Genomic DNA, 22,932 nt, shown 5'->3' on the forward strand with positions numbered 1-22,932 from the left:
TTTAGTAGAATTTAAAATTTTTGGTACTATTTTTATGCCAATTTATATACTTTTTTTATCCAAGTATTCTCTAAAATCTTTTGCTCCATCTTTTGAACTAACTATGAATTCATCAATTCCATTAAAAAATATCTCTAATTTTGATTGTTCAATGCTTTTTATAGACTTTATCTTATCAACATTTACTATATATGATCTGTGAACTCTAAAAAAGTTTTTATCTTTTAATATCTCTTCAATATCACCAATTTTCTTTTTTGCATAAACAAAATTATCTTTTGTTCTTATGATAATCTCGTCTAAATCAGCTTTTATATAAAAGATTTCATCTGTTTCAACTAAATATATTTTATCAGAAACCTTTCCTAAAATCTTTTTTGAAATATTTTTTTCTTCTTTATAAATTGAAATTCTTTGTAAAATCTTTTTTAGTTCACTATCTTCAACAGGTTTTAGCAAATATCCCATTCCACCTTTTTTAAAAGCATCTAAAGCATACTCTTCATAAGCAGTTTGGAATACGATAAATGTTTTTGGTTCAAGTTTTAATATAAGTTCCGCTAACTCTAATCCACTAAAATTTGGCATAGAAATATCCAAAAATGCTACATCAAATTTAGTTTTTGATATCTCTTTTATAGCTTCAAGTGGATCATTAAACTCTACAATATCAAAAACATTGTTATCATTTAGAACTCTTTTTAGTCTTCCTAATGCTAAATTTTCATCATCTACAATTAATACTTTCATTTCTTATCCTTTAAAATAATACAAAAAGTCATATTCTCATTTTCTATTAAAAAATGAAGTTCACCAATATTTAATAACCTTAATCTATTTTCTAAGTTTGATAATCCTGTTTTAAATTTTATATTTGAATTTTTTTTACCATCATTTGAAACTTTTATCAGATTCTTTTCAAATGTAATAAAAATATTTAACTCTTTTCCTAAATAACCATGTTTTATACTATTTTCAACTAAAAGCTGAATAGAAAATTTTGGTATTTTTACAAGTTTAAAATCATTGTAATCATCAATATGTAAAACAATTTTATTATCAAACCTTATATTTTCTATATTTACATAAGTTTGTACCATAAAAATCTCATTTTCAAGATAAACTAAACTCTCTTTATTTATCGCATTTCTTAGAAACTTAGATAGTTGTAAAACGGCATCTTCTGCTTTTTTCTTATCAATATATATTAATTGAGAAACTGAATTTAAAGCATTAAATAAAAAATGTGGATTTAGCTCATTTTCCAAAGATTTTAATTTTGATTCTAAAATCTCTTTTTGTATTTGATTATTTTTGTTTTTCAAAAATACAAATTGATGTAGAATTAATGCTATTAAAAGAGTTAAAAAACCAACAACAATTGAGATATTTAACCAAAAATCGCTTATAAAAATTATTACTTCTATATCAAATTTAGAAAAAATAAAATATGTTAAAATAAAACCTAAAAATCCAGATAAAAAAGAGAAAAAAAAGCTAAGTATCGTCCAAAAACTCTTTTTTATTTTTGGAAGAATAAAACTATTTGAAAGAGTTATTAGAATAATTGCAAAAATAGTTATAAAAAAAGCTGTACTTATACTAAAGATAATTGTTGAAAAAGTTTGTAGATTTTGATTTAAAAAATAAAAAATTAAAGATTGAAAAAAACCAAATAATATTCCAATTATTAAAATATTTGTCCAATCTTTTAAAGATATTTTTAATTCATTATTTAACATCTAAAACCTTTAAGTATTTTAATCATTTTATCTAAATAAGTTTGAGTTTAAAACTTTGACTCCCAAAGCAACTCCAGGCCATCCTTGTCCTGCAAAAACAGAATCACCGATATTATAAAGATTTTTAAAAGGAGTTAAAGAACTTGGTATTTTAAAAATATTTTTAAGATTTAAAGGTGTTGCTCCACAATTAAATCTATTTATGTATCTTTTAAAAGTTTTACTTGTAGCACAAAATTCTATTTTAATATCCTCTTTTTTAATATCTGGAATATTTTTTAGTAACTCATCTAATATAAAATTTTTTGTAAACTCTTTATTTTTTTCATATTCCTCTTTTGATAATTCATTCCAAAAAAGAGCTTTTGTATGACAAGAGATTGTAACAGAATAACCATTTTTTGATAGTTTTTCATCATCTTTATGACTAAAAGATACAAAAAAACTTTTTGAAACTGCATTTGGAATACTCTCTTTTAAAATGATTTGATAATGATTTAAAAACTCTTTTTTTGAATCAATTTTTAAATAAATGACAAAAGCACTTTGATCATAAAATTCAAATTTTTTATAGTAATTTTGTAAATCTTCATCTAAAAAAAGATTTTTGCACTCAAAAACTGGAATATTTAAAACAAGTTTCGAAGTTAAATATTCATCTTTTGAAGAGATTAATCTATAAAAATTATTCTCTTTTTTTATTTGCATTATCTGTTCATTTTTTTTTACATTTATATCTTTTAACATATCATCAAAAAGTTTTCCCATTCCACCATTTGCATAAAAGATTTTGTGAAAAGGATAAGATAGTGCAATAGCAAAAGATAAAAGAGGAATATCTTTTGAAGTTGATTGTAAAGTAATTTGAAGTTGTGCATCTATAAAATCTTGGTACTCTTTTGAAATATCTCCTAAAACTTCTTTTATAAAACTTTTTGCACTTTTAAATAGTAAAAATTTATATTCTTTAAATAAAATATCAATTGTTTTTAAACTTTTTAGATAAGAATTTAAACTATATTTTGCAAAATAAATATCTTTTAATTTCCAAAATCTTTCATCAATATCTTTTAAAGTTTGCCAAAAATATCTATTGTTTTTATGAAAAAAAACACTATTTAAACTCTCGATAAACTCTTCAAAATCTGTTATTCTATCGATAGATTTTCCATGTATAATAGTTCTATAAGCGTAAGAAGATTTTTTTAAATCAGGTATAAAATTTGCACTATCAAATATCTCTTTTATTATATGATTATCTTCATATCCTACAAAAGTTGTAGCTCCACTATTGAAATAATTTCCAAATCTTTTAAATGTAGATGCAGTTCCTCCTAAGTTTTTATCTTTTTCAAATAAAACAAGATTTTTATCTTTATTCAAAATAGATATTAAACTTCCACCAATTCCACTTCCAATAACTGTTAAATCAATTTTTTGCACAATTAGCCCTTTTAAATTCTAAAATTGCTCTATCTCTTGAATAATTAATTCCAACAATTTGTTTTGGATAATCTAAAAATATATTTTCTTGAATACCGTTTTCTGTATGAATTTGTTTTGTTGGAATATCTTTTAAATCTTTTAAAACACTTTTTATAAATATTGCTTCACTATCAAATTTTTTTGATTGTAAATAAGGATTAAAGACTCTAAAATAAGGAACTGCATCAACTCCTGTACTAGCAGCCCATTGCCACGAACCAATATTTGAACTAGCTTCGTAATCTAAAAGTTTAAGGGCAAAATACTCTTCTCCTTTTTTCCAATCAATTAATAAATTTTTTACTAAATATGAAGCAACTATCATTCTTAAACGATTATGCATAAGCCCAGTATTATTTAAGTGTTTCATACTTGCATCAATTATTGGAACACCAGTATTTCCTTCACACCATTTTTTAAAATCCTCTTCATTTTCATTCCAATTTACTTCTATACCATTTAGATTTTCAAATTGTGATTTTGGAAAATGAAATAAGATATAGTTGTAAAATTCTCTCCAAATAAGTTCTCTTATGAAAAAATCTATCTCTTTTTTAGGTGCTTGTAGTTTTTTTATTTTATTAAAAACCATTTTAGCAGATATAAGTCCAAACCTTAAATGAACAGATAGATTTGAACCAGCATCAAGATGAAAAAAATCTCTATTTTTTTGATAATTATTTATCTTTTTTGAAAATATAGTTATCAATTCATCAGCACTTTTATATAAAAAATCAGGTAGTTTTTGCTCTATAAAACCTAAATCTTGTAAAGTTGGAAAAAAATCGTAATCAAAATTTATTTTTTTTATATTTGTAGCAGTTTTAAACTCTTCTATATGATTTGATTGATGAAGTGGTTCTAAATAGTTATAAAAAGGAGTAAAAACTTTATAAGGTTTTTGGTCACTTTTTAAAATAATTTTTGGGTCAATTAAATATGAATCTAAAAATCTTCTAAGAGGTATTATTTTTTCAACTTCTTCATCTCTTTTTTTTGCATAATTATCAAAATCGACTGATACTAAGATTTCATCAAAGTTCTCTTTTTTTAATTTTGTAAAAACATTTTTTGGAGTATCAAAAAATATTGCTAAATCTAAACCAATACTTTTTAAATCTTCTTTTAGTTTATAAACACTTTTATAAATAAAAGTTACTCTTTTATCGTCTTTTGGTAAGTTTTGCAAAATGTTTTTGTCAAAAATAAATATTGGTAAAACTTCACCTTTTGCATTTGCTAATATTTCATTGTCGATTATTCTTAAATCTCTTCTAAACCATAAAATTTGTTTCATTTATATGCCTTTAAATCGCTTCTTAATGCAAGTTTTAATGGATATGGATTTAAAAACTTTTGAGTTTTCAAATATGAGATGTTAAATCTATTTATATAGATATTAAATATTTTTATAACACTTATTAATGGAATAATTCTATTTTTAAAGTCATACATACTTTCTAAAATATCAGCTTTTTCTTCTTTTGTAATATGTTTTTTAAAATATCCAAAAATATGAAGTAAAATATTGTAAGTTTTATTTAAAGTTGATTTTGTATTTATTGCTTTTAAAAATTCAGTCTCATATTCTTTGTATAGTTCTTCAACATCTTTTTTTTCACTATTTGCAACAATTTTTCCTAAAATTTTATATGAATTTTGTGATTTTGAATATATTAAATATTTATATGAAGTGTGAAATTCAATTAAAGTAGATATTTTTTTATCATTTTTTAGTAGATTTTTTAAATCTACATAAGAGTAAACTTGCATTAAAAAGTTTTCTCTAAGCCAAGGATCATTTAATCTTCCTTCTTCTTCAATTGGAAAATTTGGTAATTTTTCTTTTAACTTTTTTGCAAAAATTCCAACTCCATTTTTAACAGAAGGAGCATTTTCTGGTTTATAAACTTTTACTCTTTCCATTCCACAAGATGGAGATGCTGATTTTAAAACAAAACCACATAAATCATCTTGTGTTGCTTTTAAAGCCATCTTTTCACAGGCTTCTTCGAGCATAAGTGTTACATCTTTTGGTTCTTTTGTTGATGTAAATATTTTTATTTCATCATTTATCAAGACTTGTCTAATTGCATCTCTTGGTGCTGACCAAATAGAATTTTCAGGGCAATAAGGTAAAAGTTCAAAATACTCTTTTAAACTATTAAATACAAATTCATCTTTTGCACCATGACCATCGTATCTACACATATTTCCCAATAAACAAGATGAAACTCCTAAAATCATGATAAAGCCTTTTTTTATTTGCATTTTATAATATAAAAAAGCTTTTTTGTAGACTTATTTTATAACTTTATAGCGTTTGATATCAAAAATAGATAAGAGAAAGAGTAGAGGATTTATATACTTATTTAAGCAAAATATTTTACAAAGATTATTAAAAATAGTCCAGCTAAAATAGTTTGTACTGTTATAATTGTTGTCATTAGTGATAAATCACCATTAAGTTGACGAGCTAATATAAATGAGCTTGGTGCTGTTGGCATGATAGCAAATAAAACTAAAATAGAAATCATTATTTCATCTAATTGAAAAGCTTTTCCTAAAAAATAGATGATTATAGGTAAAACTACAAATTTAGCTATACAACTTACACTCAAATCTTTTTTTGTACTTTTTATCTCTTTTAAAACTAAAGCATAACCAATAGATAAAAGTCCCATTGGAAGTGCTGCACTACTTAAAATTTTAAGTAAATTTTCTATACTAATTGGAATTTGTAAAGTTGAAAAATTTATCAAAGCACCAATAACACAAGAGATTATCAATGGATTTTTAAAAATAGATTTTAAAAGGTACATAAAATCAATTTTATTGTTTTGTGAATATAATGCAAAAATTGTAATACAAAAAATATTTAAAATAGGAATGGCAAAAGTTATTATAATAGCTGATAAGATTAAACCATTTTGTCCAAAAATAGAGCCACTTAATGCTAAAAATACATAAGTATTAAATCGAATTCCACCTTGAACAATTGAAGTAAATGAATCATTTGTTGTTGGACTAAATTTATTAAATATCATCAAAATAATCATTGTAATAAATATAGCAAGAATAGAAACTAAAATAAAAGTTATACTATTTGCATCAAATTTTGCTTTAGATAAAGTCAAAACTAAAAGAGCTGGCATTAAAATATAATAAGTTAGTTTATCAGCCATTGGCCAAAATTCGTGAGATGGAAAGCTTATTTTTTTAAATAAATATCCAATTACAATAAGAGAAAAAATTGGAATTAAACTTGAAAATATCTGTTCCATTTTAAATTGCTACTTTAAAAACAGCTTTGATAATTTTTTCATTTTTATCAACTTTTAAACAAGGCATATGAGCATCACTTGGATAAAAAATAGCTAATTCATTTTCTCTAATTAATAAAGATGAAGAGTTAATAAATTGCGCATGTTTAGCATAATCCAAAGACTCATTGTACTCTTGTATTATTTCAAGATTATTTATATTCTCAACTTCCATTATCTCAGTTCCATAAAAAATATATTGAATATCTATATACTTTTTATGAGACTCAAAAAAGCAATCTTTTTTATCTTTTGAAACATAAGCTTGTTCAAGAACAAAACAGCTCTCATCAAGAACTATTTTGTTACAGTCACCAATTTTTATATTTTCTAGGCTTTTATACTCTTTTGAAGATTTATCTTGCAATTTTTGAATATATGAAAATGCTTTTTCAAATTTAGGATTGTTTATTTGATTTTTTATATCTTCATATTTTCCAAAAATTGCCATGATTTTCCCTAGTTTTTATTTTTTAACATCTCTTTTAAGATGATTTTTCCACCTTCAACACCTGGTTGGTCATAAGTATTAATTCTTAAAAATTTTCCAACAATAGAAGTTAATAATTCATAATAAAATAGAAGTTTTCCTATTTCATATTCGCTTATTTCTTCAATTTCAATTAAATCTATTGGAATATCTTTTTTATACTCTTTAACTGACGCAATAGTTGCATCTGCTTGAAGATTGATAAGTTCTTTAAAATCAAGATTATTTATATAATCTAAATCTTCTAAACCTTGTAATGTAATTGGAGCGATTTTTGTAGCATCTTTAAAATCTTTAATTTTTATAAATGTTACAGTTTTGTCACGTTTACCTTCAACAATTAGTTGTAAAAATGAGTGTTGATCAACTGGTCCTAAAAGTCCAATTGGAGTTAAACCTTGATTTGTATTATTTACATCGATTTTACCAAGACTTTCTCCCCAAAGTTGAATATACCATTTGTTAAAACCTTCAAGAAGTTGTGAATATGAAAAAATTGCATTTACATTATAAATATCTTTATATTCGTAATATGTTCTTGCTTTTTTTAGTAATTGGTTATAAAGTTCATTTTGTTCAAAAAATGATGTTGAAATTTTTCTTGCACCATTTAAAAGTTCATCAATATCAAAACCAGCAAGATATAAAGGAACTAATCCAACATTTGATAAAACTGAAAATCTTCCACCAACATTTTTTGGAATTTCAAAAGAGTTTATTTCATTTGCTTTAGCAAAAGTATTTAATTTACTATCATCTTCTGTAATTACTAATAAATTTGATTTATCAATTTTAGTAATCGACATAAGATATTTAAAAATAGAGATAGTTTCTATTGTTGTTCCTGATTTTGAAATAACAATAAATAAAGTATCTTCTAAATTTAATTGAGCAATTGTTCCATTTAAATTTACAGGATCCGTACTTTCAAAGAAATAAAGTTCTTTTTTTAGAGTTTTATTATGCTGTTTATTATATTTCATAAAATTATAAATAGCATAAGTCCCTAAAGTGCTTCCACCAATTCCAATAACTGCTATTTGTTTTTGAGAAAAGCATAGGCTATCAAGTCTAGCTTTTAAGTTTGTTGTATCAACATAAGGAAGAGAGTAGTACCCAATATCATCTCTCTCTTTTTTTATTTCTGTAAAAATTTGCTCATCACTTAATGATACTTGAGGATAATATAGGCTATTTTTCATTATTTCTTACCAGCTTCTTTCTTTTCTTTTTTTGTTGATTTATCGTAAAAGTAATTTGTTGCTTTTACATAACCATCTACGCTTCCACAATCAAATCTTTGACCTTCAAATTTATAAGCTAAAACCATTCCTTTTTTAGCTTGAGTTAAAAGTGCATCCGTAATTTGAATTTCTCCACCTTTTCCTGGTTTTGTCTCTTTTATAATATCAAAAATATCAGGAGTTAAAATATATCTTCCAATAATTGCTAAGTTTGAAGGAGCAACTTCTGGTTCAGGTTTTTCAACCATGTCTTTAATCATATAAATTCCTGGTTCAATTTCATTACCAGCAATAACACCATATTTATTTGTTTCTTCTTTTGGAACTTCTTCAATAGCTACAATTGAACAATGATATTTTTTATATAACTCAACCATTTGAGATAAAACTCCGTTTGTTGGTGCATCACATAAGTCATCTGCTAAAAGTACAGCAAAAGGTTGATCTCCAATTAAAGTTTCACCACATAAAATTGCATGTCCTAAACCTTTCATCTCTATTTGTCTAGTATATGAAAATGTACATTTTGTAATAACTGATCTAATTTCAGTTAAATAATGTTCTTTATTTGTACCTTTAATTTGATGTTCTAACTCATAAGAGATATCAAAGTGATCTTCAATTGCTCTTTTTCCTCTACCTGTTACAATTGCCATTGTATCCATGCCAGCAGCAATTGCTTCTTCTACTCCATATTGAATAAGTGGTTTTGTAAGTACTGGTAGCATCTCTTTTGGTGTTGCTTTTGTTGCTGGTAAGAATCTTGTTCCATAACCTGCAGCTGGGAATAGACATTTTTTGATTGGATTTTTCATATTATTTTCCTTGTAATTTATTAAATAGATTTATTAAAACTTCTTCATAGATTTTTGCATTTTCTTTTGTATCTGCTTCAAATCTTGTCACTAATTTTGGAGTTGTGTTACTAGCTCTTACTAATCCCCAACCTTTTTCAAAAATAACTCTGATTCCATCAACTGTGATGATATCCTTGATTTTCGGAAAATCAGCAGGTGGATTTGTTAAAGCATTTTTTAAATCTTCAATTATTTTAAATTTTGTTTCTTCTGTTACAGTTATATTTATTTCTGGAGTTGAATAAACTTTTGGTAAAGCTTCATACTCTTTGTCAAAATCAAAATTTTGGTCAATTAATTCTAAAGCTCTAAATGTTGCATAAATAGCATCATCATAACCAAAATATCTGTCATTGAAGAATAAATGTCCAGAAACTTCAGCTGCAAAATCTGCTTTTGTCTCTTTTATTTTTACTTTTAAATTTGAATGACCTGTTTTGTACATGATAGCTTTTCCATAAGAATTAATAGTATCATACATAACTTGAGTACATTTTACTTCACCGATTACCGTAGGGTTTTTGATGAATCGAGAGAAAAATATCGCTAATATATCTCCTTTAAAATTATATTTTGGAGAAAGTAGGGCAATTCTATCTGCATCACCATCGTAAGCAAATCCAAAATCAAATTCACCACTTGCTAACTCTTTTTTTATGTCTTCTAAAGTGTGTTCATCACTTGGATCTGGATGGTGATTTGGGAAATTACCATCTGGTTCTTCAAATAAAATTTTATATTTAATATTTAATCTATCAAGAATTTCTCTTAAAACAACACCAGCAACACCATTTCCACAGTCAAAAACAAATTTTTTATTTTCGAGTTTCAAGTGTGAAAAGCTTTTTACTATATAATCTATATATCTATTCTTAGAATCAATCAAAATAGTTTTTTCATTATCTTCTATTGTTGTATTATCTGCAAGAATTTCTCTTCCTAATGCATAAATATCTTCACCAAAAAATGGATCTTTGTCTAAAGTAATTTTAAATCCATTATATTCTGGTGGATTATGACTACCTGTTATCATTACTGAACCATCACATTTTAAACCATCAAAATCGGTAAAGTTTGCAAAATAATTTGCAGGAGTTGGAACTAATCCCATATCTAAAACTTTTAATCCGGCTTTGTTTATTCCTGAACTTAACCAGTTTTTCAAAGTTGGAGAATGAAGTCTTGCATCATAGCCAACAGCCATATAAACAGCATTTGGAACTTTTTTTTGTAAAGCTTTAGCTAAATAATAACCAATTTTCTTTACTACATCTTCATTTAACTCTTTTTCGAATATTCCTCTAATATCATATTCCCTAAAAATAGATGCACTCATTGTATATAAATCTCCTAAATTTAAAAGATATAAAATTTATCTTTTTGTGAATGAGATTTTATCTAATAAATTGTTAAATAAATGTGTAATGAATAAAAAATAGACAAATTCAAAAATTTAAGCTACATTTTAGCAAAGTACTCTTGACAAGAGAAGAAAAAGGTATTATAATTCCCGTCCAATTTGACAAGACGAAGTTCAAAATCAAGTTATGATCTTTAAAAGAAGAAGTTTAAGAAGAAGTAATCTTTGTAAACTAAATATGTTAATCAAACAAACAAAGAGAAAAAAAACAAGAAGTAAAACTCTTGTCTATTCAAAAAAACATGAGTGATAATTTTGTAATTTAAGTAATTATAAAATATGTCAGTTTCAAAACTACATAAAGATTAAAGAGATTTAATCAAAAAATTTATGGAGAGTTTGATCCTGGCTCAGAGTGAACGCTGGCGGCGTGCTTAACACATGCAAGTCGAACGAGAACGGATTATAGCTTGCTATAATTGTCAGCTAAGTGGCGCACGGGTGAGTAATGTATAGGTAATATGCCTCTTACTAAGGGATAACAATTGGAAACGATTGCTAATACCTTATATTCCTTTTTATCAAAAGATAAAAAGGGAAAGATTTATTGGTAAGAGATTAGCCTGTATTGTATCAGTTAGTTGGTGGGGTAATGGCCTACCAAGACGATGACGCATAACTGGTTTGAGAGGATGATCAGTCACACTGGAACTGAGACACGGTCCAGACTCCTACGGGAGGCAGCAGTGGGGAATATTGCACAATGGACGAAAGTCTGATGCAGCAACGCCGCGTGGAGGATGACACATTTCGGTGCGTAAACTCCTTTTATATAAGAAGATAATGACGGTATTATATGAATAAGCACCGGCTAACTCCGTGCCAGCAGCCGCGGTAATACGGAGGGTGCAAGCGTTACTCGGAATCACTGGGCGTAAAGAGCGTGTAGGCGGATTGATAAGTTTGAAGTGAAATCCTATAGCTTAACTATAGAACTGCTTTGAAAACTGTTAATCTAGAATGTGGGAGAGGTAGATGGAATTTCTGGTGTAGGGGTAAAATCCGTAGAGATCAGAAGGAATACCGATTGCGAAGGCGATCTACTGGAACAATATTGACGCTGAGACGCGAAAGCGTGGGGAGCAAACAGGATTAGATACCCTGGTAGTCCACGCCCTAAACGATGTACACTAGTTGTTGTGAGGCTCGACCTTGCAGTAATGCAGTTAACACATTAAGTGTACCGCCTGGGGAGTACGGTCGCAAGATTAAAACTCAAAGGAATAGACGGGGACCCGCACAAGCGGTGGAGCATGTGGTTTAATTCGACGATACACGAAGAACCTTACCTGGACTTGACATAGTAAGAATGATTTAGAGATAGATTAGTGTCTGCTTGCAGAAACTTGCATACAGGTGCTGCACGGCTGTCGTCAGCTCGTGTCGTGAGATGTTGGGTTAAGTCCCGCAACGAGCGCAACCCTCGTCCTTAGTTGCTAACAGTTCGGCTGAGAACTCTAAGGAGACTGCCTACGCAAGTAGGAGGAAGGTGAGGATGACGTCAAGTCATCATGGCCCTTACGTCCAGGGCTACACACGTGCTACAATGGGGTATACAAAGAGCAGCAATACGGTGACGTGGAGCAAATCTCAAAAATGCCTCCCAGTTCGGATTGTAGTCTGCAACTCGACTACATGAAGTTGGAATCGCTAGTAATCGTAGATCAGCTATGCTACGGTGAATACGTTCCCGGGTCTTGTACTCACCGCCCGTCACACCATGGGAGTTGAACTCATTCGAAGCGGGGATGCTAAAGTAGCTACCTTCCACAGTGGATTCAGCGACTGGGGTGAAGTCGTAACAAGGTAACCGTAGGAGAACCTGCGGTTGGATCACCTCCTTTCAGAGAAATACTTTAAGATTTGTTTCTTAAAGTATGAAAAAAAAAGATTGATTACATATTTAGTTTATAAAGATTATTTAGAACTAATAAGAAATGAATAGGTGAAGGGGCCTATAGCTCAGCTGGCTAGAGCGCTCGACTGATAATCGTGAGGTCTCAGGTTCAAGTCCTGATAGGCCCACCATGAATAATCTTAGAATCGGGTCCTAAAAGAATGAATATTTTTTTGGGTGATTTTGGGGAATTAGCTCAGCTGGGAGAGCGCCTGCTTTGCACGCAGGAGGTCAGCGGTTCGATCCCGCTATTCTCCACCATCTTATTAATAGATAAACTATAGAAGAAGAATAAATTCTAATATAAGTTTTATATAGAGATATATAAGATTTATATTAGAACTTATAAAAAGTAAGTTTCTAATGATATTTAAAAACATAATGTTAAAGTCTTTAATTTTTTCGTAAAGATTAAATAATAGATATAAAGAAGAGATTTTTTATAAATATTAAATAATTAAAACAAAAAAAATTTCATATCTTAAAAATGTTTATTATGAAAATAATAGATATAACATAGATAGAACACAACTAAATTATTAGATATATTGAAAAATGTACTTAATAAGATAGTAGCCAAAGAATATTATCAAACTAAAAGTATTAATTTACTTTTAAAAGGCAAATAACTCTTTCGAGTTATTTATTAATAAGCTATTAAGGGCTAATGGTGGATGCCTAGACTGTAAGAGGCGATGAAAGACGTATTAGGCTGCGATAAGCCTCGGGGAGCTGCCAAAGAGCTTTGATCCGGGGATTTCTGAATGGGGCAACCCAATATAATGAGAATTATATTACCCTACGGGGAGCGAACCTAGTGAAGTGAAACATCTCAGTAGCTAGAGGAAGAGAAATCAAACGAGATTCCCAAAGTAGCGGCGAGCGAAATGGGATTAGGACAAACCCAATGCTTGCATTGGGGGTTGTAGGACCATGATATGAGACTAAAGAGGATAGATGAAATACTTGGAAAAGTGTAGCATAGAAGGTGAAACTCCTGTAATTAAAATTCTCAATAGCTCTAATGGTATCCTGAGTAGGTCGGAACACGTGATATTTTGACTGAAGCCGGGGGGACCACCCTCCAATCCTAAATACTACTTACAGATCGATAGTGAACAAGTACCGTGAGGGAAAGGTGAAAAGTACTCCAGCGAGGAGAGTGAAATAGAACCTGAAACCATTAGCTTACAATCATTCAGAGCCCTATGATTTATCAGGGTGATGGACTGCCTTTTGCATAATGAGCCTGCGAGTTGTGGTATCTGGCAAGGTTAAGTCAAGTACGAAGCCGTAGCGAAAGCGAGTCTTAATAGGGCGAATTAGTCAGATGCTGCAGACCCGAAACGAAGTGATCTATCCATGAGCAGGTTGAAGCTGGTGTAAGAGCCAGTGGAGGACCGAACCCGCAGGCGTTGAAAAGTCTTGGGATGACTTGTGGATAGGGGTGAAAGGCCAATCAAACTTCGTGATAGCTGGTTCTCTCCGAAATATATTTAGGTATAGCCTTGTGTTGTAGCATATGGGGGTAGAGCACTGAATGGGCTAGGGCTGCTTACCGCGGTACCAAACCCTATCAAACTATGAATACTATATGTGGAATCACAGGAGTCAGGCGGTGGGTGATAAAATCAATCGTCGAGAGGGGAACAACCCAGACTAACAGCTAAGGTCCCTAAGTTACATCTAAGTGGAAAACGATGTGGAGTTACTGTGACAACCAGGAGGTTGGCTTAGAAGCAGCCATCCTTTAAAGAAAGCGTAACAGCTCACTGGTCTAGTGATTCTGCGCGGAAAATATAACGGGGCTAAGATGTACACCGAAGCTTTAGATTCAATTTTTAATTGAGTGGTAGGAGAGCGTTCTATTCAGCGTAGAAGATGTACCGGTAAGGAGCGTTGGAGCGGATAGAAGTGAGCATGCAGGCATGAGTAGCGATAATTGAGGTGAGAATCCTCAACGCCGAAAACCCAAGGTTTCCTACGCGATGCTCGTCATCGTAGGGTTAGTCGGGACCTAAGTCGAGTCCGAAAGGGGTAGACGATGGCAAATTGATTAATATTTCAATACCAACATATAAGCGCGATGTGGGGACGCATAGAGTTAATCGAGGTCACTGATGGAATAGTGGCTCGAAGGACGTAGGCTGTTAAGTAGGCAAATCCGCTTAACATTAGGCCGAGATCTTACAGGCTCTTGACACTCTTCGGAGGAGATGGAGAATCGATGATACTGTCGTGCCAAGAAAAGCCACTAAGTTTATTATATGTTGCCCGTACCGTAAACCGACACAGGTGGGTGGGATGAGTATTCTAAGGCGCGTGGAAGAACCCTGGTTAAGGAACTCTGCAAACTAGCACCGTATCTTCGGTATAAGGTGTGCCTACTTTTGTATATGAACTTGCTTCAAAAAGCGAAAGAGGTTGCAACAAAGAGTCCCTCCCGACTGTTTACCAAAAACACAGCACTTTGCTAACACGTAAGTGGATGTATAAGGTGTGACGCCTGCCCGGTGCTCGAAGGTTAACTGATGATGTCAGCGCAAGCGAAGCATTTGATTGAAGCCCGAGTAAACGGCGGCCGTAACTATAACGGTCCTAAGGTAGCGAAATTCCTTGTCGGTTAAATACCGACCTGCATGAATGGCGTAACGAGATGGGAGCTGTCTCAACCAGGGATCCAGTGAAATTGTAGTGGAGGTGAAAATTCCTCCTACCCGCGGAAAGACGGAAAGACCCCGTGCACCTTTACTACAGCTTGACACTGTAGCTTGGATATTCATGTGCAGGATAGGTGGGAGGCTATGATGACTAGACGCCAGTAGAGTCGGAGCCATCCTTGAGATACCACCCTTGAATATTTGAGTTACTAACTGCGTACAATTATCTTGTATCAGGACAATGTCTGGTGGGTAGTTTGACTGGGGCGGTCGCCTCCTAAAAAGTAACGGAGGCTTACAAAGGTTAGTTCAAAGCGGATGGAAATCGCTTGTTGAGTATAATGGCATAAACTAGCTTGACTGTGAGACATACAAGTCGAACAGAGACGAAAGTCGGTCATAGTGATCCGGTGGTTCTGTGTGGAAGGGCCATCGCTCAAAGGATAAAAGGTACGCCGGGGATAACAGGCTGATCTCCCCCAAGAGCTCACATCGACGGGGAGGTTTGGCACCTCGATGTCGGCTCATCGCATCCTGGGGCTGTAGTCGGTCCCAAGGGTATGGCTGTTCGCCATTTAAAGCGGTACGCGAGCTGGGTTCAGAACGTCGTGAGACAGTTCGGTCCCTATCTTCCGTGGGCGTAGGAAAGTTGAAGAGATTTGTCCCTAGTACGAGAGGACCGGGATGAACGTACCACTGGTGTACCAATTGTTCTGCCAAGAGCATCGTTGGGTAGCTACGTACGGATGTGATAAGAGCTGAAAGCATCTAAGCTCGAAGCCAACTCTAAGATTAACTTTCCCTGAAGTTCCCAGCAAGACTAGCTGGTTGATAGGCTGGATGTGTAAGCGTTGTAAGACGTTTAGCTGACCAGTACTAATAGAACGTTTGGCTTATTTTATACATTTCTTTGGTTTACTATCTTATTAAGTATTTTTACTTAATATGTGTTTGAAATTTTTTAGACTTTAACATTATCTTTTATTCACACTTAATCTTCGAGTTAAGTAATAAGATCAATTACTTCTTTATTTGCTTTTATTACTTAACTTGCTGGTGGTACTAGAGAAGAGGAAATACCCAGCTCCATTCCGAACCTGGAAGTCAAGCTCTTCATCGCCGATAATACTGCAGGGTCCCCTTGTGGAAACGTAGGTCATCGCCAGCTCTTTAAGTTTTTTCTCAAAGCCTTTCCTAAGTTAGTACTTCCTTACTACCTTTGGTGAGGCTTTTTTTTAGCACTTCCTTCCTTTATTTACTCTCTTTGTATTTATTCCAAGTAGTATATTGTGTTATGTACTCTTTTTTAGATTTTTTATCCCTTTATGTTTCAGCATATCTTACATTGACACACTATTAAAAATTCCTTCTCTCTACTATCTAGTGCTAAGTTTTATTTTTATTATGCCTTCCTTCCCTTTTATCTTTTTAAGCATATTTTATTTCATTATTTCTTGTTTTTTATTTATATTTGGTTATTTTCTTTGGATTATTTATTATTTTCTATTTTAATATTAGTATAAATAATATTAAAATATATTTTTTAGAATAATTATTATATAATTGCCAGATTTTTAAAAATAAAAGGAACCTTGATGCTTCTAAATCTGCCTACAAAAATGAGAATTTTCTTAAATATGCTTATAGGTCAATTAGGATTTATAATACTTAGTACAGTTGCTATTTTGAGTGAACATGAAATAATGGCAATCATTGTAGTAAATATTATTTTTGCAATTGCTTTGTTTTATTTTAGTTATTACTCTCAAAAAAGAGTAGTTGGAGGAATTGATAGAATCAAAATATATATTGATGATTTAATGGATTTTGTATTTTTTAGAACAAATCATATTAGAAGAGCTGAATATATAAAAAATGATGATATTGGTCAAATCTTAAGAGAACTAAATAAATATGTTGAAAAATTTGATGTTATGAGAAAAGATGATATGCATGTTTTGGGTGAAGTTGTGATTGCACTTGATAAAGTTTCTCAAGGTATTTATACTTCTCAAATACATGCTGATTCTAATAATTTTATGATTCACACATTAAAAAGAGTAGTAAATCAGATGCTAGCAACAACTAATAAAAACATGGAAGAATTAGTTAAAATAGTTGGAGAATATGCACAAGATGATTATCGTTCACAAATGGATATAGATCCTATTTTAAAAGGTAAAATGTTACTTACTATGCAAAGAATCAATCATTTAGGTAAAGAATTAAATGAAAATGCAAAAAATAATTTACAAAATGGAAATCTTTTAGAAAAGAATTCTACAACAATGAATAAAAGTGTTGAAAGTTTAGCTGCAAAAGCAAATGAACAAGCAGCTTCTTTAGAACAAACTGCAGCTGCACTTGAAGAGATAACTTCTATTACAAAAAACAATACTCAAAATGCTTCAAAAATGGCAAATTTAAGTAATGACGTAAAAAATTCTGTAATTTTAGGTGAGAAATTAGCAAATCAAACAAATTTATCAATGGATGAAATAAACACTCAAGTAACAGCTATAAATGAGGCAATTTCTGTAATTGATCAAATAGCATTTCAAACGAATATTCTTTCTCTTAATGCTGCTGTTGAAGCAGCAACTGCTGGAGAAGCTGGAAAAGGATTTGCTGTTGTTGCACAAGAGGTGAGAAATCTAGCAAGTAGAAGTGCAGAAGCTGCACGTGAGATTAAAGACTTAGTAGAAAATGCAACAAGTAAAGCAAATCAAGGAAAAAGAATTTCTGATGAAATGAGTAAAGGATATGATAATTTAAATAAACTTATTTCAGAAACAATTGATATTATTAAAGATGTAAGTGTTGCTTCAAACGAGCAATTACAAGGTATTGAACAAATTAATGATGCAATTTCAATGCTTGATAGAGTAACACAAGAAAATGCACATGAAGCTACAAAAGTTGCAAATATTGCAAATGAAACATTACAAATGGCTCAAGTATTAGTACAAAATGCAAAAACTAAGAAAGTGAGCTAAGGAATAATTATGGAAAAAGAAATATTACTAGATGATTTCTCTTTTTTAGTTAGCGAGACTGATGAAAAAGGGCATATCATATTTGCAAATGATGATTTTTGTAAAATTGCAGAGTATAGTGTTGATGAATTAATTGGTAAACCACATAATGTAGTAAGACATCCAGATATGCCAAAAGCAGCATTTAAAAGTTTATGGGAAACTGTAAAAAGTGGAAATGTTTGGACTGGTTACGTAAAGAATTCGACTAAATCAGGAAACTACTATTGGGTTTATGCAACAGTTTTTCCTACTACTATTGCTGATGGTAAAAAAGGATTTTTATCTTGTAGAAGAAAAGCTTCAAGAGAAGAGATTGAACAGCATATTAGATTATATAAAGAATTGATCGAAAAAGAAAAAATTACTAAATAATTCCTAAAATAAGAGAAAAGCTTTTACTTTGCTTCTTCTCTTATTTGGCTAATGGTTTTGCCTCCTATTGAATAATTATCAGTGCTTACTTCTTCTATAATTACAACCGCTGTTGAAGCTCCTCTTCCATTGAATGTTTGTGCAAATAGTTCTGTTATACCTTTTGATAATTTCTCTTTTTGTTCTTTTGTTGCTCCACCATCTTCTTTTGTCATTTTTATATTTATTACTGGCATTTTTATCTCCTTTTTTTTTAACTTGGATATAATATCACTAAAAGTGATGCTATGTCAAATATAAAATATTGATTAATGATATAAGGAAAAGTGATGGATTCTAATTTATTAAAAGTTTTTGTTGAAGTAGTAAAAGAAAAAAGTATTACAAAAGCAGCCATAAATTTAAATTTTGCTCAATCAAACATAACTTCAAGAATAAAACAACTTGAAAAATCGATTGGAACAGTTTTATTTCATCGTGTTCCAAAAGGTGTTGTTTTGACAAAAGAAGGTGAAAAACTTTATCCTTATGCTATTGAAATAGTAAAAAAGATTGAACTTGCAAATAATGAGATGAAAAATATAAATCAACAAACACATTTGATTATTGGTTCAACAGAATCAAATGCTTCAGTTAGAATAATTCCTTTTTTATCTCAACTTCATAAAGATTTTCCAAATATAAGTTTAGAATTAATAACAGATACAACTAAAGAGATTACAAAAAAACTTTTGGAATATAAAATAGATATTGCTTTTATTAGTGGTGAACCTCAAAATGATGATTTTATTGTTTTAAATAAAATCGATGAAATAATAACACTTGTTGAATCAAAAGATAATTTATCTCCAAATGTTTTTTTATCTTTTAAAAATGGTTGTGCTTATAATGAATTTGGACAAAATTACTTTAAACAGTTTTCGAATGAAAATTATAAAGTATTAGAGTTTGGTAATTATGAAACAATATTAGGTTGTATAAAAATTGGTATGGGTAAAAGTATTTTACCACTTAGCATAATAGAAAAGTTAAATTATGAAAAAGATTTACATATAACTAAGCTTTCAAAAGATGTAGCGAATCTTCCTACTTGTATGATTTGTAGACTCGATAATCTTCCAAAAATAAAAGAATATTTGGAAGATTATCAGTTTTAGTTTAGAGTATTTTTAAATTTTGTTAGTTCATCTTTAATTGAAGGAACTCTCATAAAATGCTCACCAATTAAAAATGCATCAGCTCCAACATTATGAAGTCTTTTTATAACTTCAGTATCGCTTACTCCTGATTCTGCAACTATAATTTTATCTTTTGGAATAAGAGGAATTAACTTATCACATAAAGCCATATCCATTTCGAAAGTACCAAGATTTCTATGATTAATTCCTATAATCGTTGCATTTGAATTTAGAGCTTTTGTTAAATCTTCATTATCATGAATTTCAACTAAAACTTCTAAATCTAAACTTCTTGCATATTCATATAACTCTTTTAACTCTTTTTCATTTAAAGCTTTTGCAATAAGTAAAATAAAATCTGCTCCATAAAGTAAAGCTTCAGCTATTTGATATTTATCTACAATAAAATCTTTTCTTAAAAGAGGAGTTGAAACACTATTTTTAATAGTAGATAAATATTCTAAATTACCTTTAAAATAGTGTGGTTCTGTTAAAACAGAAATTGCATTTGCTCCATTTTGACTATATTCTAAAGCAATTTCTAATGGGTTAAAATCTTCTTTTATAATTCCTTTACTTGGACTTGCTTTTTTTACTTCAGCAATAATTCTTATTGGCTCTTCTTTTGTACTTTTTAAAAATGTTTTTACATCTTTTGGTTTTGAGTTAATAGTTTTTAATTTTTTTTCTAATTCTTCAAAATTTAGTTTTTCTTTTCTTAAAATTAAATCTTCTTTTGTTTTTTCTATAATTTCATCTAAAATCATTTTTTGCACTCCTGTATTTTTTCCCAGTGAAGTTTTATTTCACTATCTTCTAATCCAACTTCATCAACGATTTGTTTCATCCAATAATAAGCTTCTTTACAATTTTTTGCTTTATATTCACCCCAAGCTAAAGTATCAAGATAAGCGATATTTGATGGTTCTTGTTCTAGTGCTTTTTTTACTAAATCAAGACCTCTTGAAATATTTATATCATAGTCTATTAAAATATAAGCAAAGTAGTTTTGATAGATATGATAACTTGAATTTTTAATAACTATATCAAACTTTGAAACTACATCTTTTAAAACACTTTTTTTGTCTTTTGCTGTTTCAAATTCTATAATTGCTTGTTGTGCTAAAAAATCAATATTATTTGTATTTTTATATAATTTTGTCAATAAATCATAAGCTTTATCTATTTGATTTGTTGTTCTATAAAAATTTAATAAAAATTCGTCTTCTTCTTTTTGTTCTTCCCAAAAAGATATTGCTATATTTTTATCTACATATTTCCAAAATAGTGCTTTTGTTTTATTTAACAATAATTCATTATCACTTTTTTTGTAGTAAACAAACATTTCTTTTAAAAATTCAACTATTTTATCTTTTTGATTTAAATCTTCATAAAAAGCTAAAAGTTGTAGTGATAAATTAAAATCATATTCACTTTTTGGAATATACTTTTTTAATCTTTCTATTGCTTCTTCTTTTTCATTGAGTTGGAAAAATTCAAGGCTTGCTAATGTAACTACTATCCCACTTGAATCTTCAAATTTTAAAGCATTTTCAAAACTATCATGAGCATTTCTAAAATCTTTATTAGCTAAATATATAGTTGCTAAAAGTTCATAGTTCATTGCATTTTCATATTTTTTTGCTAATATTTTTGCATTTTGAGTAGCTTTGTCTATTTCATTTAATTTAAATAAAGAGTAAGAATATAGTCTTAAAATAATCTCTTCTTCTTTTATATTTTCTAATAGATATTTTGAAACTTGTTGTTTTACTAAATCATATTCACCTAATTGAGTTGTAATTGCTAAATATTTTACAAAGTATTCATAGTTATTTGTATTTTCAAATAGTTTAATATACATATCTCTTGCATTTATATACATTTTTTGTTCTTCTAGTTCTAAAGCATACATGATATAATAATTTTCTAAATCAAAATTTTTGATTTCTACTTTTCTAAAATTATTAGTATGCTCTTTATTTTCTAGATTACTATCTTTTATACTACAACCAATAAATATAGTTGTTAAAAATAAGCAAAATATTATAATTTTTTTATAGCTGGGCACTCTTTGTATACCTCTTGTTCATTTTCTTTAAAATATTCCCAAAAAGGGAAAGTCCTACATTGCATAGGTCTTGCTTCATAAATTGAACACTGTCTTTTTTCTAAATTAAAAAAACAACATGCAAAGTTATTAGAAGCTAATTTTATCTCTTTTATACTATATTTATATCCAATTTTATTTAAAAATCTATTTTTTAAATTTTCACTTGAGATATTTAAAAGCAAAGCTAATGTTTCTATCTCTTTTGGGTTAATCCAAATGTAGCCACTTTCTCCAATACAGCAGTTTCCATTACAACTATTACAACCACTTGGCGAAAACGCAAAATTATATCCATCTTTTTTTATTAAATCACTCAAAATCAACCTTTATACTATATGTTGAAGATTTTTTGTAAATATTTTCAACATTTTTTGTAAATAAATTATCTTCATCAAAAACAATCAAAGGATTAAATATTTTTGTTAAAGATTTTGAATCTTTTTTCGCATATACTAAAACTAAAGTTGCATCTTTAGATATTTTTGGATGAACAAATTGTAAAGCTTCAAGATTAAACTTATGTTTATTTAATAAAAGTAAAATTTCGCCTAATTGTTTGCAATCATAGCAGAAAAAAAACTTTCCGTCATTTTTTAAAATCTTAGAAGTTTTTTCAATAAAAATATCTAGAGGTAAAGAATCATTATACCTTGCTATTTTTAAAGATTCATTTTCACTTTTTATTACATCACAATGATAAAAAGGTGGATTTGATATGCAAATATCAAATTTTTTATCAAAATCAAAATCTTTATAAGAACCTTTATACAAAGTTGCATTTATTTTATTTGTTTGTGCATTTTTTGATGAAAAAAACTGAAATTGAGTTTGAATTTCACATTGATTTAAATTTAGTTTTTCATACTCTTTTGCAACTAATAAACCTAAAATCCCGCTGCCACTTCCAATATCTAAGAATTCACCTTTTATATTTTTATATTTTTTTAAATTTTCACAAATAAAATTAAATAAAAAGTGTGTGTCGCTATTATAACAATATCCATTTGCAGGTTGATATAAAACCAAAAAAAATCCTTAATTAAATTCGCGCAATTATATCTAAGTTATTCAAATAAAACTTTTAATTCAGTTTAATTTTTTATATTAATTTTT

The 22,932-nt window shown here is 29.3% G+C and carries 17 protein-coding genes, 2 tRNA genes, 3 rRNA genes and 1 pseudogene; 8 read left to right on the forward strand and 15 right to left on the reverse strand.

From position 1 onward, the window contains the following. Positions 1-42 precede the first annotated feature (42 nt). The 10 genes from CKV87_RS04160 to CKV87_RS04205 all read right to left on the reverse strand — a co-directional run bounded on the left by CKV87_RS04160 (position 43) and on the right by CKV87_RS04205 (position 10,477). Complete coding sequence (locus tag CKV87_RS04160) at positions 43-750, reverse strand: LytR/AlgR family response regulator transcription factor (protein WP_012012572.1); 708 nt, start codon at positions 748-750, stop codon at positions 43-45. Beyond that, the gene (locus tag CKV87_RS04165; protein ID WP_012012573.1) at positions 747-1,742 is read right to left on the reverse strand and encodes a sensor histidine kinase; all 996 of its coding nucleotides are present in this window, start codon (positions 1,740-1,742) and stop codon (positions 747-749) included. The genes CKV87_RS04160 and CKV87_RS04165 overlap by 4 nt, the downstream gene beginning before the upstream one ends. A gap of 27 nt (positions 1,743-1,769) precedes the next feature. Beyond that, positions 1,770-3,185 (reverse strand): phytoene desaturase family protein, encoded by a 1,416-nt coding sequence (locus CKV87_RS04170; RefSeq protein ID WP_012012574.1) that lies wholly within the window; start codon positions 3,183-3,185, stop codon positions 1,770-1,772. Further along, entirely contained in the window at positions 3,172-4,524 is a 1,353-nt protein-coding gene (locus CKV87_RS04175) for a cryptochrome/photolyase family protein (RefSeq protein WP_012012575.1), read from the reverse strand. The genes CKV87_RS04170 and CKV87_RS04175 overlap by 14 nt, the downstream gene beginning before the upstream one ends. Beyond that, positions 4,521-5,474, reverse strand: a complete 954-nt coding sequence (locus CKV87_RS04180) for a YbgA family protein (protein ID WP_012012576.1) — start codon at positions 5,472-5,474, stop codon at positions 4,521-4,523. The genes CKV87_RS04175 and CKV87_RS04180 overlap by 4 nt, the downstream gene beginning before the upstream one ends. A gap of 125 nt (positions 5,475-5,599) precedes the next feature. After that, the gene (locus CKV87_RS04185; RefSeq protein WP_004510883.1) at positions 5,600-6,511 is read right to left on the reverse strand and encodes an AEC family transporter; all 912 of its coding nucleotides are present in this window, start codon (positions 6,509-6,511) and stop codon (positions 5,600-5,602) included. A 1-nt stretch (position 6,512) separates the two neighbouring features. Continuing rightward, positions 6,513-7,001, reverse strand: coding sequence for a YhcH/YjgK/YiaL family protein (locus CKV87_RS04190; RefSeq protein ID WP_012012577.1), 489 nt, complete (start codon positions 6,999-7,001; stop codon positions 6,513-6,515). Between the two features lie 8 nt (positions 7,002-7,009). Then, the gene (locus CKV87_RS04195) at positions 7,010-8,242 is read right to left on the reverse strand and encodes a glucose-6-phosphate isomerase (protein WP_012012578.1); all 1,233 of its coding nucleotides are present in this window, start codon (positions 8,240-8,242) and stop codon (positions 7,010-7,012) included. Beyond that, positions 8,242-9,099: a UTP--glucose-1-phosphate uridylyltransferase GalU gene (gene galU / locus CKV87_RS04200; protein ID WP_004510886.1), complete on the reverse strand. Its 858-nt coding sequence runs from the start codon at positions 9,097-9,099 to the stop codon at positions 8,242-8,244. The genes CKV87_RS04195 and galU overlap by 1 nt, the downstream gene beginning before the upstream one ends. 1 nt (position 9,100) lies before the next feature. Next, on the reverse strand, positions 9,101-10,477 hold the full coding sequence (locus CKV87_RS04205; RefSeq protein ID WP_012012579.1) for a phosphomannomutase/phosphoglucomutase: 1,377 nt from the start codon (positions 10,475-10,477) through the stop codon (positions 9,101-9,103). Between the two features lie 411 nt (positions 10,478-10,888). Between CKV87_RS04205 and CKV87_RS04210 the strand changes: the two genes are divergently transcribed. The 7 genes and pseudogenes from CKV87_RS04210 (at position 10,889) to CKV87_RS04240 (ending at position 18,528) form a co-directional block, all read left to right on the forward strand. Next, positions 10,889-12,405, forward strand: a 16S ribosomal RNA gene (locus tag CKV87_RS04210). Positions 12,406-12,512: 107 nt separating this feature from the next. Beyond that, positions 12,513-12,589, forward strand: a tRNA-Ile gene (locus CKV87_RS04215). A 54-nt stretch (positions 12,590-12,643) separates the two neighbouring features. Beyond that, a tRNA-Ala gene (locus CKV87_RS04220) sits at positions 12,644-12,719 on the forward strand. 386 nt (positions 12,720-13,105) lie between these two features. Next, a 23S ribosomal RNA gene (locus CKV87_RS04225) occupies positions 13,106-16,019 on the forward strand. A 151-nt stretch (positions 16,020-16,170) separates the two neighbouring features. Beyond that, a 5S ribosomal RNA gene (rrf, locus tag CKV87_RS04230) occupies positions 16,171-16,286 on the forward strand. Together the 16S, 23S and 5S rRNA genes with 2 tRNA genes alongside form the textbook arrangement of a ribosomal RNA operon. Before the next feature lie 1,078 nt (positions 16,287-17,364). Beyond that, a pseudogene (locus tag CKV87_RS11835) lies at positions 17,365-18,114 on the forward strand (methyl-accepting chemotaxis protein); the annotation flags it as partial. 9 nt (positions 18,115-18,123) lie between these two features. Beyond that, on the forward strand, positions 18,124-18,528 hold the full coding sequence (locus tag CKV87_RS04240; protein WP_012012581.1) for a PAS domain-containing protein: 405 nt from the start codon (positions 18,124-18,126) through the stop codon (positions 18,526-18,528). Positions 18,529-18,551: 23 nt separating this feature from the next. Here CKV87_RS04240 and CKV87_RS04245 read toward each other — a convergent pair whose 3' ends face one another. Further along, positions 18,552-18,764 carry a tautomerase family protein gene (locus tag CKV87_RS04245; RefSeq protein WP_004509003.1) on the reverse strand — a complete coding sequence of 71 codons (213 nt, stop codon included), beginning with the start codon at positions 18,762-18,764 and terminating at the stop codon, positions 18,552-18,554. A 93-nt stretch (positions 18,765-18,857) separates the two neighbouring features. On the opposite strand from CKV87_RS04245, the gene CKV87_RS04250 reads away from it, so the two are divergent. After that, positions 18,858-19,685 carry a LysR family transcriptional regulator gene (locus tag CKV87_RS04250; protein WP_041644905.1) on the forward strand — a complete coding sequence of 276 codons (828 nt, stop codon included), beginning with the start codon at positions 18,858-18,860 and terminating at the stop codon, positions 19,683-19,685. Here the strand turns inward: CKV87_RS04250 and trpC are convergent. Genes trpC through CKV87_RS04270 form a run of 4 tightly spaced genes read right to left on the reverse strand, consistent with a single transcriptional unit; the run spans position 19,682 to position 22,845 of the window. Further along, positions 19,682-20,473: an indole-3-glycerol phosphate synthase TrpC gene (gene trpC / locus CKV87_RS04255; protein WP_012012583.1), complete on the reverse strand. Its 792-nt coding sequence runs from the start codon at positions 20,471-20,473 to the stop codon at positions 19,682-19,684. The genes CKV87_RS04250 and trpC overlap by 4 nt on opposite strands. Beyond that, positions 20,470-21,777 carry a tetratricopeptide repeat protein gene (locus tag CKV87_RS04260; RefSeq protein WP_012012584.1) on the reverse strand — a complete coding sequence of 436 codons (1,308 nt, stop codon included), beginning with the start codon at positions 21,775-21,777 and terminating at the stop codon, positions 20,470-20,472. The genes trpC and CKV87_RS04260 overlap by 4 nt, the downstream gene beginning before the upstream one ends. After that, entirely contained in the window at positions 21,753-22,136 is a 384-nt protein-coding gene (locus CKV87_RS04265) for a YkgJ family cysteine cluster protein (protein ID WP_012012585.1), read from the reverse strand. Before CKV87_RS04265 ends, CKV87_RS04260 begins: the two co-directional genes overlap by 25 nt. Then, on the reverse strand, positions 22,129-22,845 hold the full coding sequence (locus tag CKV87_RS04270) for a tRNA1(Val) (adenine(37)-N6)-methyltransferase (RefSeq protein ID WP_004509009.1): 717 nt from the start codon (positions 22,843-22,845) through the stop codon (positions 22,129-22,131). The genes CKV87_RS04265 and CKV87_RS04270 overlap by 8 nt, the downstream gene beginning before the upstream one ends. Positions 22,846-22,932: the final 87 nt, after the last annotated feature.

The organism is Aliarcobacter butzleri (genome assembly GCF_900187115.1).
Taxonomy (GTDB): domain Bacteria; phylum Campylobacterota; class Campylobacteria; order Campylobacterales; family Arcobacteraceae; genus Aliarcobacter; species Aliarcobacter butzleri.